Below are 19114 nucleotides of genomic sequence, written 5' to 3' on the forward strand. Positions count from 1 at the left end.
AAACTTTTATAGAACTTATTAGTTGCGAAAGAATTAAAGAATGAAAAAATGAAAGAATTAAGGAGATACTTCAGACAAGCTGAATTATGAAATGAGGTTGTTTATAGATTACTCTACAAAAACACAGGAAGAGTAAAAAGTTAAAAGTGAAAGAGTGAAAAGTTTAGGATGTTTTAGTGCGTAAAACTTAAAATTCAATTTGTACGCAGCACTTTTCATTCAAAATCCCTTAGGGATTTTTTCCTTCACTCTTTCATTCTTTCACTTTTTCATTCTTTTTAGCTTCACCATTTAAAATTACTAATTGTAGAATTAATCTCATTAATGATATGTATTAAATTGTATTCGAAATTATATAAAAATCGGAAAGTTAATACATATCATTAAGTTTAATTCTACTCTTCTTCCCAGCTTAAAGATCTCTTGACTGCTTTTTTCCAGCCCTTATAATACTTATCAACTTTTTCTTTATCAAGTTTAGCTTCAAATTCATCTGCCATATGCCAGAACTTTTTAACTTCTTCTTTGTCCTTCCAGAAACCTACTGCAATACCTGCTAAGTAAGCTGCTCCTAGAGCTGTTGTTTCTGATATTATAGGTCTTATAACATTCTTTCCTAATATATCTGCTTGGAATTGCATTAAGAATTTGTTTCTGCTTGCTCCTCCATCTACTTTTATATTCTTAAGGTCAGATCCTACATCTTCTTTCATTGCATCTATAAGATCCCTTGTTTGATATGCTATTGATTCAAGAGCAGCCCTTATAAGATGATTTCTGTTACTTCCTCTAGTTAATCCAAGTATTGCTCCTCTAGCATACATATCCCAATGAGGTGCTCCAAGACCAACAAAGGCTGGTACTATATAAACTCCTCCATTATCATCAACTTTAGACGCAAAGTATTCAGTATCAGCTGAATCGTTTACTATTCTAAGTTCATCTCTAAGCCATTGAACAACAGCACCACCAACAAATACAGATCCTTCTAAAGCATATTGAACTTTTCCATCAATCCCTATTGCTATAGTAGTTAAAAGTCCATTTTTGCTTTCTACCATTTCTTCTCCTGTATTCATTAATAAGAAGCATCCTGTTCCATAAGTATTTTTTGCTTCACCCTTTTCAAAACAAGTTTGACCAAATAAAGCTGCTTGTTGATCTCCTGCAATACCTGCTATAGGAACATCTGTATTGCCTCCAAGATTTACATATCCATAAACTTCAGATGAATTTCTAACTTCAGGTAGCATTGATTTAGGTATATCTAATTCTTCTAATATTTTTTCATCCCATTTTAAGTCTTTTATGTTATAAAGCATAGTTCTAGATGCATTAGTGTAATCTGTAATATGAACTTTACCATTAGTTAACTTCCATACAAGCCATGTATCTACAGTTCCAAATAAAAGTTCTCCTCTTTCAGCTTTTTCTCTTGCACCTTCTACATTATCAAGTATCCATTTTATTTTAGTTCCTGAGAAATAAGCATCTACAACTAATCCTGTATTTTTCTTAATATAATCTTCCCATCCATTAGCTTTTAAATTATCACATATATCAGCTGTTCTTCTACATTGCCATACTATTGCATTATAAATAGGCTTTCCTGTGCTCTTTTCCCAAACAATTGTAGTTTCTCTTTGATTTGTTATACCTATAGCTGCAATTTCATCTCTATCTACATTAGTTTTTGCTATAACTTCTTGAAGAACTCCATATTGAGTTGCCCATATTTCTACTGGATCATGTTCAACCCATCCTTCTTTAGGATAAATTTGTGTAAATTCCTTTTGGCTTATCCCTATTATATTTTGTTCCTTATCAAATACAATTGCTCTTGAACTTGTTGTTCCTTGATCTAATGCTATAATATACTTTCCCATAATCATCTCTCCCCTTAAATTAAAATTCTATAACTTAATAATAAAATCAAATACTAAGCTTCCAAAAACTCCTCCAAGTATAGGAGCCAAAACTGGTATCCAAGCATAACTCCAATCTGAATCAATTTTATTCTTCATAGGTAAGATAGCATGTACTATTCTTGGTGCTAAATCTCTAGCTGGATTTATAGCATATCCTGTTGTACCACCAAGGGATAAGCCTATTGCCCAGACTAAGATACCAACTAAAAATGATCCCATAATTCCTACTGTTCCTATTATTTCTCCCCCTGAACTTTGGAAAGTAGTTTTAAACACTTCACTATAAGTTATTCCTCTTATTCCTATTAATAATACAAAAGTGCCAGTAAATTCGCAAATGAAATTATAAAGATTGCTTCTTATTGCTGGTGCTGTACAAAATGTTCCTCTAACGTCCTCTCCATTTGAAGTTTCATCATAGTGTAATTTGTAGTTAAGATAAACAACAAGCATTCCAGCCATTGCCCCTAACATTTGGCTGATGATGTATCCTGGTACTTGACTCCATTCGAATAAACCTGATGAAGCTAGTGCAATAGTTACTGCTGGATTTAGATGAGCTCCCCCCATCCATCCTGTAATATAGGCTGCTATTGCTACAGCGAACCCCCATCCTGCTGTAATTACAATCCAACCTGAAGAATTACCCTTAGTCTTTCTAAGCACTACATTTGCTACTACCCCATTACCAAGTAATATCAAAATAAGAGTACCTATGAATTCTGAAAAATAAGCTTGCATTTTGCTCTCCCCTTTATTAAATTTTTTATAAAAAAACTACATAAGATCGCAAAAAACAATCCTATGTAGCTTTCTCTCCAATTCTCTGTTTCTACATATACCAAATTTCTTTTTTAGTTGTAGATATACATGTTGCACCACTTTTTAATGTTTCCATCACGTCTTCTTTATCAGAAATTAATCCACCAGCTATTAAAGGTTTATTAAGGCTTACTGAAAGCTCCTTAATTATCTTAAAAAGTAATCCTGGAAGAATTTCTACTGCATCACATTCTTCTACTAAATGATTCTTCATATTTTCTTTAGATAAACTATCTATCATAAATACTCTCTGAATAGCTATAAATCCAAGCTTTTTTCCCATTCTTATCATTTGAGGTTTTGTACTAATTATTCCTTGAAACTTTGTATTTTCTTTAATAAATTTTAAAGCTATCTCTTTACTAGAAATTCCCTCAACTAAATCAACATGTAAAATTCCAATTTTTCTATGTTTAAATATCTTTTCACTTAAATTTTTAATGTTTAATATGTCTCCGAATAAAATAAAAATAACTTGTATATCGCTTTGCAGTGCTAAGTCTAATTCCTTCTCATCCTTAACAGCTGCTACTATTGGATTATCTTCTAAAATCCTTTTAAAATTATTCATTTCATCCCCTACCTCTTTGTAATCATTTACAATAGTATAATAATTATATCAGCATCATATGAAACTAGCAAATATAATAATTATTAATTTAAATAAATAGATATTAAACAAAAAAAGAGCTTAGCAAAAAAGAGGGTGTATCCCAAATTTGTGCTTAACTCTATTATCTCTTGCACTTAATATTCAATTTATTGTACTTTTATTTTCCACATTTTCATTTTATCACTATTCTTTGTATTTTACTACATATTTTTAATAAAAGATTTAATATTTACTTAAGCATGCAATAAGAATTGCAATCATAATTCCTATAAATGCTGGAATTAAAATAAATCCAAATATACGTCTTCCTTCTTTTTGAGCAAAGTTAATAGTTACCCCTTTTCCATTTTTTCTATCAACAACTTCTGAAGGATCTTCTGGATTGTAGTAGAAAACACCAAATTTCCAATTACTAGAATCATTGTCTTTATTCATTAGAAAGTTACCTCCACTTATCCTTTCTTTGTTACATATCTATATAATATATTATTATATATTAATCATTATTCTAAATATACAATATATTATATTTATTATTAAAATCTTAAAACAGCCAATTACTAGACGCCTTTAATTAGTTATTATTTAGAATTGTAAAGCAATTTATAAGTAATAAGTTAATAGTTCACTAGTTAAACAGTTAATTATGTTTTGCACTACAAAACTAAAAAATAAGTACAAAGCACTATTTATTCAAAAACCCTTAGGAATTTTAAATAAATAGTGCTTTGCACAAGTAAATTTAAGTTCTGCATAACAAAACATAATTAATTATTTTATTTTTTCACTATTTTGCCTCGCAAAATACAATTATAATACCTTAGATAAAAAGTCTATGGTTCTTGGATTTTTAGGATTTGTGAATATTTCTTCTGGAGTTCCTTGCTCTACTATATTTCCGCCGTCCATAAATAATATTCTATCTCCAACTTCCTTAGCAAATCCCATTTCGTGAGTTACAACGACCATAGTCATTCCTTCTTTGGCTAAGTTCTTCATAACATTTAGAACTTCTCCAACCATTTCTGGGTCTAAAGCAGATGTTGGCTCATCAAATAGCATAACATCTGGTTCCATAGCTAAAGCTCTTGCAATTGCTATTCTTTGCTTTTGTCCTCCAGATAATGATGCTGGATATGCATTTGCTTTCTCTAATAATCCAACCTTAGATAATAAATCTTTAGCAATTTTTTCAGCTTCATTCCTAGATTTATTCTTAACCTGCATAGGCGCTATTGTTAGATTTTCTAAAACTGTTTTATGAGGGAATAAATTAAATTGTTGGAATACCATCCCCATTTTTTCTCTTATCTTATTTATATCAGTTTTCTTATCTGTAATATTTTGTTCTTCAAATATTATTTCACCATCAGTTGGAACTTCTAATAAATTTAAGCATCTTAGGAATGTACTTTTACCAGATCCTGAAGGTCCTATTACAACAACAACTTCACCTTTTTTTATATTTTCATTAATTCCTTTTAAAACTTCATTTTCTCCAAAATACTTGTGTAAATTATTAACGTGAATCACCGGCCTTCATTCTCCTTTCTATATAATTCATAAGTCTACCTAATGTAAATGTAATTACAAAGTAAAATACTGCTGCAACTATTAAAGGTTCAAACCCTCTAAATGTTTTTCCTCTAATAACCTTTGCCGCATACATAAGCTCTCCAACACCTATTACAGATGCCATTGAAGATTCTTTAATTACAGTTACAAATTCATTACCTATAGCAGGTAATATATTTCTAATTGCTTGAGGCATTATTATAAGTCTCATAGCCATGAGTTGATTCATTCCTAAGCTTCTCGCTGCTTCTAGTTGTCCTCTATCAACAGCATCAATACCAGCTCTTATTATTTCAGATACATAAGCAGCTGAATTTAAAGATACAGCTATTATACCTGCAGTTAATGGAGACATATTTATACCTAACAATTCATCAAATGCAATATATACAATCATTATTTGTAATAGCATTGGAGTTCCTCTAATTATCTCTATGTACACATTAGCGATAATCTTTAAAGGATTTATTTTAAAAATTACAAAATTTGATCTCTTCATAAAGCATAATATTGATCCTAAAAGGACACCTAAAAGTACGCTTATTAAAGAAATTAATAATGTCCACTTAACGCCATCTATAAAATATGGCATATATTCAGATAAAAAACTAAAATCTAATGTCAAATCATACACCCCTTATTTTAATGTGAAAAATGAAAAAGTTAAAAATGAAAAAAAATGATTACTAACTCAGACAGACTGAGTTAGTAATTTAATTTATTCCATGATTCTTTCACTACTTAATTTTTTCAGTATTTCATCTTTTTATTCTAGTTATTTGTTTGTCCTGCTAAATCATTAGCATCTATTATAAATTGATCTAGTAAATTTTCTTCTTTTATTCTTTTAATTGTCTTATTTATTTGTTCTGCGAATTCTGGTGAGTTTTTCTTTATTGCAATTGCTGATCCACCATCTGTATCTTTTACTTTTTCTTCGCCTATAACTAGTTCTGAATTGTTTTTAACAATCATTTCTGCAACAGGTAATTCAACTACTAATGCATCTATCTTTCCTGATTTTAATCCAAGAATTAAATCATTAACACTTGAAAGTAATTGCATATCAGCATCTTTTATTTTTTCTTCTGCTAAATCCGCTTGAATTGATCCCATTTGAGCACCAATTTTTTTACCTGTTAAATCTTCAAATGTTTTATATTTATCTTTATCCTCAGCTCTTACTACCATTCCATGTTCTGCAATATAGTATATATCTGAAAAATCAACTGCTTCTTTTCTCTCTGCTGTAGGAGTCATACCTGATATTACCATATCTATTTTTCCTGTTGGAACAGCTGATATCAATGAATCAAATTCCATATCTTTTATTTCTAATTCAACGCCCATATCTTTAGCTATTTCTTTAGCTATTTCAACGTCAAACCCTACTATTTCATCTTTTCCATCTTTCATCATGTGGAATTCATATGGAGCATAATCTGCACTTAAGCCAACAACTAATGTTCCTTTTTCCTTAATTTCTGTTAGCTTGTCTGCATTATTTTTATTTCCACAACTTATTAATCCTAATCCCATAACCCCAACAACTGCTACGGCTAATATCTTCTTTATCATACCTTTTTTCATTATTAAATCCCCCTCTTTATGATTAAATATACAATTCCCATTCAATTGCGATAGCATAATTATACACCCTACTTTCATTTTTATTCAATACCTTTTTAAAATTTTTTTAATATTTTTTATTTATTATAATATTTTAATAAAAATATTAAAAAAAACAGCATATTTTATTCGTAAAATCAAATTTCTATAATATTTTTTGTCTTTTTATCCATCAAAACTTTATGCATAATTAAAAGTTGTCAGTTATTAATTATACATAATATGTATACATTCCTCATAATTAACAAAGGTAGAATATTATATAGTTAATAGAATTATTTAATTAATATAGCAAATCAAACTGCTATGCTATATCTTTTATATGCTACTAAAATCTAAATTTCTACTATACATTAGCAGTTAGTTATAGTTTATTTAGATATATTATTTATTTTAACTTAAATAAACCTTAATTATACTGTTGCATTTTTCTAATAAATACATATATTAATATTGAAACTTGAATGAAAGCAATATTTAGGAGTGATATATTTGACACATCTAAAAGAAAGACATCTCTTTCCTGGAGGAAATACTAACAAAGGATTTTATTCTTTTTATAAGTATATACTCACTCAAGAAGATGCAAATAGAATTATCTGCATGAAAGGTGGGCCTGGTACAGGAAAATCTTCTTTAATGAAAAAAGTGGGAGCTCATTTTAAGAGTAAAGGATATACCATAGAGTATCATCATTGCTCTTCTGATAATAATTCTTTAGATGGCATTGTTATAAAAGAGCTTGGGTTAGCTATTCTAGATGGTACCTCACCTCACATGGTTGATCCAATTCATCCAGGTGCTGTTGATGAAATTCTTAACATGGGGATTGCCCTTAACAATGATGCTCTTTCTTTGCACAAGAGGGAAATTATCGATATTTCTAAGAATATTAGTAACAACTTTCAAAGAGCTTATAGATTTCTATCTTCAGCCAAATCTATTCATGATGATTGGAGCAAATTAAATTCTAAAGCATTAGCTTATAGTAAAATAGTTACTATAACCGAAAGCTTAAAAGAAGGAATATTTAATAAGCAAAAAGCTGGTTTTGGTGATGAACGACACTTATTTGCAACGGCCTTTACACCTAATGGAATAATCACCTTTGCTAATGATCTTACCTCTGAATTTAATCATAAATTTATATTAAAAGGCGGACCTGGATTTAGCAAAACTACTATTTTAACGGAAATAGGTAAAGTTGCTCAAAAGAAAGGCTACTTCGTGGAATACATGCATGATCCTTTTATTCCTGAAAGAATAGAGCATATTTTTATACCAGAGCTATCTACATGTGTAGTAACAGAGAATGAAATTAGTCAAAGCTCTTTTAATGGAAAAGTATATAATATTGAAGACTTCTGTGATGCATCTATACTTTCAAATAATAAGGAAGACATTGATTATGACAAAAAAATCTTTTATGAATTAACTAATAAAGCTTTATACTTCATTTCTGAAGCACATAAACTTCATGATGACTTAGAAGCTTATTATATAAATGCAATAGATTTTAAAATGTTAGACAAAATTTATGATGACGTAATCCAAAAATTTGAAAAATACATCCCTCAATAATTATGAATAAATGGGGTGCCTACGGCATCCCCATTTTTATTTCTTTTATATTTATTTATCTTACTGAGTTCATTACAAAAAATAAACTTACAATTGAAATTATTATACACATTGATGTATATATATATCTTTCTCTTCCTTTTCTATATAGGAAAAATCTTATTGCCCATAATATCATAGTTACACATATACCAATTTGCAACAAAAGATAGGAATTAAATATAGGCATATTGTTTATGAAATGATATGTTGTTAAGAATGTAAGCACTATAGTTACACTTGTTGATATTGCAGCTAAGGTGCATATTATTGTAAAAATATCCTTAACTCTAAATTTATCCATTTCTATTTACTCCTTTATTATCCCCTCAAACTCTTCTTCATTTAGAACCTTTACTCCAAGTTCAACAGCTTTGTCTAATTTTGATCCTGCTTCTTCTCCTGCTATTACAAAATCAGTTTTCTTACTTACGCTTCCTGAAACCTTCGCCCCTAATAGTTCTAACTTTGCTTTTATTTCGCCTCTAGAATAATTTTTTAGTGTTCCTGTTACAACAACTGTCTTTCCTTCAAAAGGACTTGAGATTATTTCTTTTTCTTCAAATTTAGGATTAACTCCAAGTTCTAAAAGTTCATTTATCGTATTTAATGCTTTTTCTTCCTTGAAGAACTCTAAAACACATTTAGCAACTATGCCTCCTACGTCTTGCACTGATACTAAATCATCAAAACTAGCATTTTTTAAACCTTCTAAAGACTTAAATCTATTTACTAAATCTTTAGCAGTTTTAACCCCAACATTAGGAATCCCTAAAGAATATATAAATCTATATAGTTCACAATCCTTACTTTTTTCAACTGCATCTAATAAATTTTGCGCTTTCTTTGGTCCAAACTTATCTAACTGTAGCAACTCTTCCTTTTCTAGCTTATATAAATCTGCTATAGATTTAATATCTAGTTTTTCAAATAATTGCTCAGCTGTTTTTTCTGAAAATCCTTCAATATTCATAGCATCTCTTGATGCAAAATGAACTATAGTTTTAACCATTTGAGGTTTACATGAAAGAGTATTTTCACAGAAATAATGAACTCCATTTTGTACAAGATGTGCTCCACATGCTGGACAAACTTCAGGAACATTAATTTCTTCTGTTCCTTCTAATGATTCAGTTACTACTCCCATTATTTCTGGAATAACATCATTAGATCTTCTTACAAAGACTTCTGCTCCTACTCTTACACCTTTTCTTCTTATATCATCTATGTTGTTTAAAGTTGCTCTCTTTACAGTTACACCAGCTAAATCTATAGGATCTAATATAGCAGTAGGCCCTACTCTTCCACTTCTACCAACATTCCATTCTACATCAATTAGCTTTGTTGTTGCTTCTTGTGCTTCAAATTTGTATGCTATTGCCCACTTTGGAAACTTTACTGTGTATCCTAGTAATTCCCTAGTTCTTATATCATCAATAGCAATAACAACTCCATCAATATCGTAATTTAAATCAAATCTAATATCATTGATATAATCTATTTCTTTTTCTATTTCTTCAATAGTAGTGCAATACTTAACATAATCGTCCATTGGAAGACCTTTATCTTTTATGAAATTTAACATTTCTTCATAAGTCTTAAAGCCTTCACCTTCTTTATATCCTACATCATAGAAAAATGCTGACAAGTTTCTCTTAGCTGTTTCTTTTAAGTTTAGATTTCTTAAAGCTCCAGCAGCACCATTTCTTAAATTTTTAAGTGGTACATCTGCATTTTTATTGTAGTTGTCAAAAGCCTCTGTTGTCATTATAGCTTCACCATGAACTTCAAATAAATCATCGTTATTTATCTTTAATGGTATTGATTTTATAGTTTTAACCTGAGCTGAAACCTCTTCTCCTACTTCACCATTACCTCTTGTAGCAGCAGATACTAATATTCCATTTTCATCATAAGTTAAATTAACAGTTAACCCATCAAACTTCTTAGTAAGTACATATCTAGGCTCTGGTAAATCTTCTCCTCTTGAATTCATCTCTCTAATAAATTTAAGATTTCTATTATGCCAATCTTTTAATTCTTCTAAACTTTGAGCCTTATCTAAACTCCATAATCTTGCCTTATGAGTATATTTACTAAATCCTTCTAATATCCTATCCCCAACTCTTAAAGTAGGTGAGTAAGGAAGAACATAACTTGTTTCCTCTTCTAACTTTTTAAGTTCATCATACTTCTTGTCATAATCCTTATCAGAAATCGAAGGATTGTCTAATGAATAATACTCATATGCATATCTGTTTAATTCATCTACTAACTCTTCTATTCGCTGTTTCTTATCCAAATAAAACACCTCGTTATATAATTGATAATTGTTAATGGACAATTGATAATTATTGAAATAATTCAGCTTTGCTAAATTAAAATATTTTTCTAAACTCCTTTGGAGTTTATACCTTAATTGTGCATTATCAATTATCCATTGTCCATTGAATATTTACATAAGTTCTAGGTTTGCTAATGAAAGCATCAGTATTTTTATGCCTTGGTTATCAAAGGCTATTGTAAGTTTTTTGTCATTTCCTGAGTCAGCTATTGACACTACTGTTCCAACACCAAACTTACTGTGCTTTACTTTTCTTCCTACTGTTACATCATCATTTGAAACAGATGATTGTATAGTTTGTGCTTTTGGCTTTTGCATTTGCATTGAGTTTCCTCTTAAGCTATGTGGATTGCTAAATCTATTTTCTCTTGGGAACATTGTAGCTCTTGCACTTTGTGCTGAGTTGTTTCCTGAAACATATTCCTTTAAATCACCTTTTATTTCAGCTATGAAATCTGATTGTGGATATGCAACAGTTCTACCAAATTGTCTTCTAACCTCTGCTGAAGTCATGAATAACTGCTCTTTTGCTCTAGTTATACCAACATAACATAATCTTCTTGATTCTTCCATTTCAGCATCACTTTCAAATGAAGCATTACCTGGGAAGATTCCATTTTCCATACCAACCATAAATACTACTGGGAATTCTAACCCCTTAGCACTATGTACAGTCATTAAAACTATAGTATCATCCTCTTCCTCTAGCTTATCTGTATCTTGAACTAATGATACTTTTTCTAAATATGCTGAAAGACTCTTATCTTCACTGCTTCTTTCAAAATCAACAGCATCTGATACTAATTCTTTTAAGTTTTCTATTCTACTCTTATCTTCTATTTCCTTTGATTTTTCAAGCTCTGATATATATCCTGTGTCCTTTAATATAGTTTCTATTAATGTTGATACAGGCATTATTTCGCTCATTTCCATGAACTTATCCATCATTTCCATAAATATTTCTATTCCACCACAATTCCTTGCTGTAAGAGTTGGAATATTTCTTACTGTACTTAATGCATCCCATAAAGGTAATTCATAGTCATCTGCAAAATCAACTACTTTATTTACAGTTGCATCTCCAATACCTCTCTTTGGAACATTTATAATTCTTCTTAAGCTTATACTATCAGTTGGATTAACTAATACTTTTAAGTATGAAATCATATCCTTAATTTCTTTTCTGTCATAGAATCTTGTTCCACCTAAAATTTTATAAGGAATATCTTTTCTTCTTAAACTTTCTTCAAATATACGTGATTGAGCATTTGTTCTATAAAGAATTGCAAAGTCCTTATAACTTTTGTTTTCTTCATCTTTTATTTTTCTTATTTGAGTTGCAACAAAATCCCCTTCATCACTATCAGAATAAGCTCTATAAACCTTTATTTTATTTCCTGATTCTTGCTCTGTTCTTAAAACCTTACTTTTTCTATTTGCATTATTTACAATTACAACATTAGCAGCATTTAATATATTTCCTTTTGAACGATAATTTTGCTCAAGTTTTATAACTTTTGCATCTGGATAATCTTTTTCAAAATCTAATATATTTCTTATATCTGCCCCTCTCCATTGATAGATGCAATTATGAACTACTACATCATTAGCTATATAATTTCTTGCATTATCTATGTTAAGGTCATATACGTAGCCTTCATAATCTTCTACTTCTACTAAAGTTATAATATCTTCAATTATTCCTTCTCCATCTAAAATAGCAATTGCCATGCCTTCTTTCATACTTCCTAATGGCATAAACTTAAAAGTATTATCTGAAGTTAATTTTGCTTTTCTAACAACTTCATAAGCATCTTCTACAGAAGCAAGCTTGCTTGAAAATTCTTCGGCATCATCATATAAGGCACGTTCTGTCTCTACTCTAAAAGTATTTCTTTTTCCATCTCTTACATTAAAACCTGATTCCATTAACTTCTTCTTACTTTCTTCGCCAGAAGTATTTAATCCTATTCTATGCGAATATAAACCTCTTTCTTCACATTTACGTCCACCAAAGAAGCTTACATTCACTATCTTCCTTACACTTTCTCCTCTTATTACAGCAGAACTTATATGATGAGGATAATCTAAATAAAGATACTCTTCATCCATTAACTTTTGAGCATTATCATATGTGTTTATTTCTTTAAACATCTTATTTATTTGTTCTTGAGTTAAAGAAATACTTCTTCCTCTTGAGTTAAACACAACCTTTGGAATACCATACTTAACAGAATAATATTCTTCATAATAAGTAGCCTCACCTCTTGAATCACAAACCTTTATTATCCACATTTTATCTGCTTGCTCTCCATTTAATCTTACAGCTAAGCCACTTGCATCGATACCTTTTCTGCTTCTTGTTGATGATGTTTGACCAATTCTATATCCAAAGCCTTTTTTATACATCAAATAAACATAATATTTTTCATCTCTTACAGTTACTCTCGCAAAGCTTATATGATTTGGTGTTCCTTTTATTACTTTTCCAGTTTCAGTAGTTATCTTGACTACTTTTCCACTATATTCTCTTTTAGATATATCTTTTATTTCTAATAAGGTAGTTTCTCCGTTTCCAGCTGCTACTCTAATTTTATTTGAAGCTTCTAACTCTTCTATTTTATAAACTTTATCTTCACCTTGAATTAGAGTTCCCTCAACTAAACATTGGTCATCATCGCCTACCACGCATACATTTCTGTATTTTTCTGCCAAAAGTCTAATTAATTCATATTGAACTTTATTAGTATCTTGATACTCATCTACCATAATATATTGGAATTTTCTTTGATAGAATTCTAATGTTTCTTTATCCTTTTTAAATAGCTCTACAGTTTTAAATATTAAATCATCAAAGTCTAAAGCATTATTTTCTTTTAATCTCTTTTGATACATTTCATAAACATCTGCTATTTTCTTTTCTCTAAAATTACTTTCATGCTCTCTCATAAAACTTGCAGGGCTTTGCATATTATCCTTAGCCTTACCTATTTTACTCATGATTTCTTGTTCAGTTATATCTTTATCATTTATATTTAAAGCTTTCATACACTCTTTTATAAGTGTCTTTTGATCTGAAGTATCATATATTGTAAAACTCTTTTTATATCCTAGTTTTTCTATTTCTCTTCTAAGTATTCTTACACAAGTTGAGTGAAATGTAGATATCCACATATCCTCTGCTCTTTCACCTATTAAAGCTTTAACTCTATCCTTCATTTCCTTTGCAGCTTTATTAGTGAAGGTAATAGCTAATATTTTATATGGTAAAATTCCTAAATCGTCTATCATATGAGCCATTCTATGTGTCAAAACTCTGGTTTTACCTGAACCAGCTCCTGCTAATATTAATACTTGACCTTCTATAGTAGTAGCCCCTTCATATTGCTCTTTGTTAAGTAATGACTTTAAATCCATCTGTACAGACTCCTTTCCTATTACTAACATATTATAACATACATATCTTTTATATTGTTGCCTAAAAACATTAATTAGATTATAGTAATTTAAATTTATACATAAAAAATCGATATACTATTTCAAAATTCTAGTATATCTTTTTTATTTATTATATATTTTTTCTTTATTATAATCTCACCCTATTTTAGTATATTCATTAACAATGCAATAATCGCAATATTTGAATAAAAAATATCATTATTTGTTGTAAATGATTTTTTTATTGCAAAAAAGTCTTATTAATAAGTCCGTTAACCAATCTATTTCTTAAAAACTTTTTTAAAATTTATAAATAATGTCGAAATTATTATAAAATCAATATAGTAATTGAAATTGTTTTCTTTTATTTATTTTATAAATTATACTTATAGTAAACGTTTGTATTTGTTTTTAAACAAACAAAAAACGCAACCCTTGGGGCCAGGTTGCGCTTTAGCAATAAGCAATAAATAAAAAGGGGGCTATTTATTCCTTTTATTTATCCTTGCAAAAATATTATATTGCATCTTTTTATAAAATGCAAGATATTTTGAAAATATTATTGTAAAGTTTGTCTATTATGAATGATAAACCTTCATTTTAACCAAATATTCGTTAAAAGCCTTTTAAAATCGCAACTTCTTCTTCAGTTAGCTCCCTATATTCGCCCTCTTCCAGGTCTTCATCTAATTGTAAAGTTCCAAATTCAACTCTTTTTAAGTAAACCACGCTCTTATCAACAGCTTCAAACATTCTTTTTACTTGATGGAATTTTCCTTCTTGAATAGTAATCATAACTTCTGATCCATTCTCTGATGATTCTAAAATTTCGAGTTTAGCTTCCTTACATGTATATCCATCATCTAAAGTAATTCCATTTTTAAATTTCTTAATATCTTCTTCTGTAACTTTTTTGTCTATTTTAGCATAATAAACTTTGTCAACCTTCCATTTTGGAGATATTAATCTATGATTTAAATCCCCATCATTTGTTAATAATAATAATCCAACTGTATCCTTATCTAGCCTTCCTACTGGAAATGGGTTAAATACTTGATGCTCTATTTCTAATAAATCAATAACAGTTTCATCTCTATTATCAAAAGTTGCAGATATAACCCCATCTGGTTTATTCATCATTAAATATATGTACTTTCTATAAAATATCTCTTCTCCATTTACATAAATCTTATCAACTTCTGGATCAACTTGCATTCCATTATCCTTAACAACTTCACCATTTACTTCAATAAGTCCTTTTCTAACTGCCTGCTTAATTTCTTTTCTAGTTCCATATCCTAAATTAGATAAAACCTTGTCTAGTCTTTCCATTCAAGCACCTTCCTTCTTAATATTATGTTGAGCCTTTATCCACTATTTTATTACTTAAAGCAGAAATAAACAAGGAGGAGAAGGAATGAAAGAATTGAAAATGAAATAATTATGGATAAAATCCTTATAGGATTTTTAAATTTATATAGTATATTATTCCAAAATCACCAACTATTTATAAAAACAGTAGTTAGTTTTGTTTTTACACAAAATTAACTACTGTCTTATTTTATTAGTCTCCTATGTCATTTATAAGCCATTTATCAGACCCCTTATGCTTTATCAAATAATAATGTTTTGACTCTTCACCATTTCCTGTTGGCTCTAATGATTCATCTTTATACATAATATTATATGTTACGCGATATATCTTTACTTGATCAATTTCTAAATCACCTTCCTGTAACAATAAATTAATTATATAGTTTTTATATTGTGATTCATCCGTTACAAGCTTTATATTCTCAAGTTCTATTTTTTCTAAGTTATCTAATCTAAATTTATTCTTTTTATTTCTATCTGTGTAGTTTTCTAATAGTTTTTCTAAGTTCTTATCATTTCTATACTTAATTGCATTAGTTATTGTTTCTTCTGCCTCCAAAGAACGTTCAGAAATATTTGATTTCTTAATAATAGCATTTTCCTTCGTACCAGAATCTTGTTCATTAATGGTATAACTTTCCTTGTAAATAGTAGTATTCAATAATTTACTAATACCTATAAGGATTATTATTAACAATACGGCAATCCATATATATTTACTTCTATTTATATTAATCACCCCTTCTATTATTTTGTTGCATGTTTCAAATTAATAAATAAAAGGATGTCTCAAAATGATTTTTAACTATTCATCTAGACATCCTTTTTTTGCTATTAAATTTATTCATTAACTATTAACTCATACTTCTATAATATCTATAGTTTTCTAATATTTTAGGAACATAATTTTGAGTTTCTTGTGGCATCTTGTATAAATCACTAGATGACTTTACTCCTCTTCTTTCCATTGTTCCTTGTCCACCATTGTATGCCATAAGTGCCATTTCTAAATTTCCATCAAACATATTTATATAATCTTTAATATGTTTAACTCCAGCTTCTATATTTTCGTCAATATCAAAGGGATTAGTTAATCCATAGGCTTCTGAATTAAAATCCATTAATTGCATTAGTCCTTTTGCTCCTGCAGATGATACTGCATTGGGATTAAAATTAGATTCTTGTTTAATTATAGCAAGTATTAAGTTTCTATCTACACCATATTTTTGTGAATACTTATCAACAGTAGAATAAATCTTTTCCACATCAACTGAAGAATCTTCATTTCCCTCTATAGTAGATTCATTAGAACTTATGTTAGTAGTTGTACTTCTCTTTACGGTATCATCTAATATTAATTCACCTGTTTGTATAGGTTCTTTTCTCATTCTAAGTGGTATTTGTTCAAGCTTTTGTCCAACTCCAGTAGTCACGTAAGTATTAGAATTTTCTTCACCATTATTATTTGAAGAATTTGATTCGTTATTTTTTAATAATGCTTCATATACTATCTCAAATTCTGGGCCATCCCCTATGGCTTTTTTTAATACTTCTTTACTAACCATACTTCCCATATAATCTTCTATCTTAGGAATATCCACTTCTTTTACCCTCCGAAATTACACTTTTATATTAATATCGGATAAATATAGCTTTCCTTAAGGCTCAACTTCAAATTCTAAGCTTATATAATCTTCATAGTTAATCTTTTTATAATAACTTTTACTAAGAACCAATATTCTATAGCTTCCAGTAGAAAATGGTAAGAAAGTATAATAATTCTTTCTGCTATAAGCTTGTACTCTTACCCAATTTCCTTTTTCCATAATATAAAATTCATAACAAACTTCTTTTCCACCTTCACTAGTTACCTCAAAAGTTACTTCATTATTAACAACTATGTTTTTATTTTTAACTTTTATTTTCGTATTGCTAACTGGAATAGCTTCATGAACATAAAGTGATACTTCCTTTTTAACATCATAGTCTTCATGACATAAAACATTCTTCGCATAAATCTCAAATGTATATTTTCCTGAACATTTAGGTTTAACTCTAAGTCTTTTACTTTCAATAAATCCAGTATCCTCAACTTCATGTCCATTAATCTTAGTTACATATCTTAATAATATATTTTTAGTATTTTGTACTATAGTTTCTAGCTCTATGGTATCTCCAACTAAATAAATTTCCTTTTGTGAAAGTAAAACATAATCTATTTCAGCTTCTTGATAGTCCTTAACCTTGAAATAAACAAAATCATGTACATCATATTCCTTTGATGAATATTTATCTAAAACCCTAACTTCAACTTGATATTCTCCACTTTCTTCTGGCGTGAAATTAACCCAGTTAGTTCTTCCATAATTACTTCTTTCTTTTTCTTTACCATCTTTAAATACTATAAATGAATATTTAAGTTCTGTCCCACCTTCAGCTTTAACTTTTATATTGATTGGCTCACCTTTTATACATCCTCTAGTTTTATTAGAAAAAACATCTAAGATATTTACTGGCTTTTCACCTTTCTTATCTATTTTAAAGCTTAATTCCTTTATATCCTCATATTCTCCATCAAAAGATATATCTTTAGCCTTAAGGATTATCTTATACTCTCCTTCTAGCTTGGTTTCCCAATTAAAACTTCTAGATCTTATATATCCTGTATCCTCTGCTACTGGGCCTTCAATTATATATCTATATAATATTTCTTTTCCCCCTATTACAGATGATTTAAATGTTATATTAGTTCCAGATACTTGAGGAGAATTTAAATCAGATGAAAAATTTCTTATTTTTATTTCATCATAAGGCTTTATATTGTACATCATACATGCTCTATCATCATATTGTTTATTAGAAAAAATATCCCTTACATAGCATAAAAGTTTATAATTACCCTTTTGCTTTTCAGAAAATGATACTATATTTTTAGTAGAATAATCTTGAATACATGTTATTCTTCCATTAGTATCTACTCTTAAAAATTTATAGAGTATTGTCCTAGTTTTATCACAATTTACACCAACCTTAAAAATTAACTCTTCATTTATTAATAGATTTTCACTTAAGCACTCAAAAGAATTTATTTCTATAATAGGTTGTTCTTTAACTTTAAATATTACTGTAGTAAAATCATCTACATTTTCCTTAGAAGATGGTCTTTTACATTCAATAAGTAACTCTCCGTCCCCTGACTTAGTAGTAGTATAAGTTAACTTATTTTCTGTACTGTAATCTTTTAGTGGCTCCCAACCTTGCTTTCCTTTTATCCAAAATCTATATAATAATATTTCTTCTTCATCTGAAAGCACTTCTAAGTTTATCTTTTCCCCTACAATTAATGATGTTTTATCAATTATTACATCTTTTATAAGCTTAATATTTTTATTAAGCTCAATAATATCCTTTTCTTCTATACCTTTTATTTGGTAATTTACCTTTGTATTTTTTAACTCATTAGAATCCTTATCTTTGTATTGAACCATTATCATATAATCTCCAGATTTTCTAGGCCTCCACTCACATTCCTTTTTATCTGAAAAATCCTGAATTGGCTTCCAAGTTAAATTTCTTTCCCCAGGAGATCCTTCCAAAAACTTATATTCAACACAATTATCATCTTCTGAAACTATTTTTATATTTATTTTTTCATCTATAACTGATGGACTTTCCTTATCAAAAGTTATTAATAATTCGCTCATATTCTTCACACCCTATTTTTCTCAATTTTCCCTAATATCATTATACAGTTTACATAAGGAAATTTAT

At 28.9% G+C, this 19114-nt stretch carries 15 protein-coding genes; 1 reads left to right on the forward strand and 14 read right to left on the reverse strand.

Annotation, left to right across the window (positions count from 1 at the left end):
- Positions 1–395 precede the first annotated feature (395 nt).
- The 7 genes from glpK to I2E83_RS11420 form a co-directional block, all read right to left on the reverse strand.
- Positions 396–1886, reverse strand: coding sequence for a glycerol kinase GlpK (gene glpK / locus I2E83_RS11390; RefSeq protein ID WP_195429882.1), 1491 nt, complete (start codon positions 1884–1886; stop codon positions 396–398).
- A 27-nt stretch (positions 1887–1913) separates the two neighbouring features.
- Positions 1914–2669 carry an MIP/aquaporin family protein gene (locus I2E83_RS11395; RefSeq protein WP_099345759.1) on the reverse strand — a complete coding sequence of 252 codons (756 nt, stop codon included), beginning with the start codon at positions 2667–2669 and terminating at the stop codon, positions 1914–1916.
- A 91-nt stretch (positions 2670–2760) separates the two neighbouring features.
- The gene (locus tag I2E83_RS11400) at positions 2761–3321 is read right to left on the reverse strand and encodes a glycerol-3-phosphate responsive antiterminator (protein ID WP_035285489.1); all 561 of its coding nucleotides are present in this window, start codon (positions 3319–3321) and stop codon (positions 2761–2763) included.
- 264 nt (positions 3322–3585) lie between these two features.
- Positions 3586–3798: a DUF5808 domain-containing protein gene (locus I2E83_RS11405; RefSeq protein ID WP_195429884.1), complete on the reverse strand. Its 213-nt coding sequence runs from the start codon at positions 3796–3798 to the stop codon at positions 3586–3588.
- Positions 3799–4173: 375 nt separating this feature from the next.
- Positions 4174–4896 (reverse strand): amino acid ABC transporter ATP-binding protein, encoded by a 723-nt coding sequence (locus I2E83_RS11410; protein ID WP_195266577.1) that lies wholly within the window; start codon positions 4894–4896, stop codon positions 4174–4176.
- Positions 4883–5530: an amino acid ABC transporter permease gene (locus I2E83_RS11415; RefSeq protein WP_195266638.1), complete on the reverse strand. Its 648-nt coding sequence runs from the start codon at positions 5528–5530 to the stop codon at positions 4883–4885. Before I2E83_RS11415 ends, I2E83_RS11410 begins: the two co-directional genes overlap by 14 nt.
- A 179-nt stretch (positions 5531–5709) precedes the next feature.
- Positions 5710–6528: an ABC transporter substrate-binding protein gene (locus tag I2E83_RS11420; protein WP_195266579.1), complete on the reverse strand. Its 819-nt coding sequence runs from the start codon at positions 6526–6528 to the stop codon at positions 5710–5712.
- Between the two features lie 522 nt (positions 6529–7050).
- Between I2E83_RS11420 and I2E83_RS11425 the strand changes: the two genes are divergently transcribed.
- The gene (locus I2E83_RS11425) at positions 7051–8148 is read left to right on the forward strand and encodes a PRK06851 family protein (RefSeq protein WP_347708061.1); all 1098 of its coding nucleotides are present in this window, start codon (positions 7051–7053) and stop codon (positions 8146–8148) included.
- A 55-nt stretch (positions 8149–8203) separates the two neighbouring features.
- Here I2E83_RS11425 and I2E83_RS11430 read toward each other — a convergent pair whose 3' ends face one another.
- The 7 genes from I2E83_RS11430 to I2E83_RS11460 all read right to left on the reverse strand — a co-directional run bounded on the left by I2E83_RS11430 (position 8204) and on the right by I2E83_RS11460 (position 19047).
- Positions 8204–8491, reverse strand: a complete 288-nt coding sequence (locus I2E83_RS11430) for a hypothetical protein (protein ID WP_195429889.1) — start codon at positions 8489–8491, stop codon at positions 8204–8206.
- A 6-nt stretch (positions 8492–8497) separates the two neighbouring features.
- Positions 8498–10489: an NAD-dependent DNA ligase LigA gene (ligA, locus tag I2E83_RS11435; protein ID WP_195429891.1), complete on the reverse strand. Its 1992-nt coding sequence runs from the start codon at positions 10487–10489 to the stop codon at positions 8498–8500.
- 153 nt (positions 10490–10642) lie between these two features.
- Entirely contained in the window at positions 10643–13948 is a 3306-nt protein-coding gene (locus I2E83_RS11440) for a UvrD-helicase domain-containing protein (RefSeq protein WP_195429893.1), read from the reverse strand.
- Between the two features lie 636 nt (positions 13949–14584).
- Positions 14585–15301, reverse strand: coding sequence for a pseudouridine synthase (locus I2E83_RS11445; protein WP_195266589.1), 717 nt, complete (start codon positions 15299–15301; stop codon positions 14585–14587).
- Positions 15302–15533: 232 nt separating this feature from the next.
- On the reverse strand, positions 15534–16082 hold the full coding sequence (locus tag I2E83_RS11450) for a DUF4829 domain-containing protein (protein ID WP_195266591.1): 549 nt from the start codon (positions 16080–16082) through the stop codon (positions 15534–15536).
- Between the two features lie 115 nt (positions 16083–16197).
- Positions 16198–16944, reverse strand: a complete 747-nt coding sequence (locus I2E83_RS11455) for a lytic transglycosylase domain-containing protein (RefSeq protein WP_195266594.1) — start codon at positions 16942–16944, stop codon at positions 16198–16200.
- Between the two features lie 57 nt (positions 16945–17001).
- Positions 17002–19047 carry a triple tyrosine motif-containing protein gene (locus tag I2E83_RS11460; protein ID WP_195266596.1) on the reverse strand — a complete coding sequence of 682 codons (2046 nt, stop codon included), beginning with the start codon at positions 19045–19047 and terminating at the stop codon, positions 17002–17004.
- Positions 19048–19114: the final 67 nt, after the last annotated feature.

Source organism: Clostridium sp. D46t1_190503_E9 (assembly GCF_015555225.1).
Taxonomy (GTDB): Bacteria; Bacillota; Clostridia; order Clostridiales; family Clostridiaceae; genus Clostridium.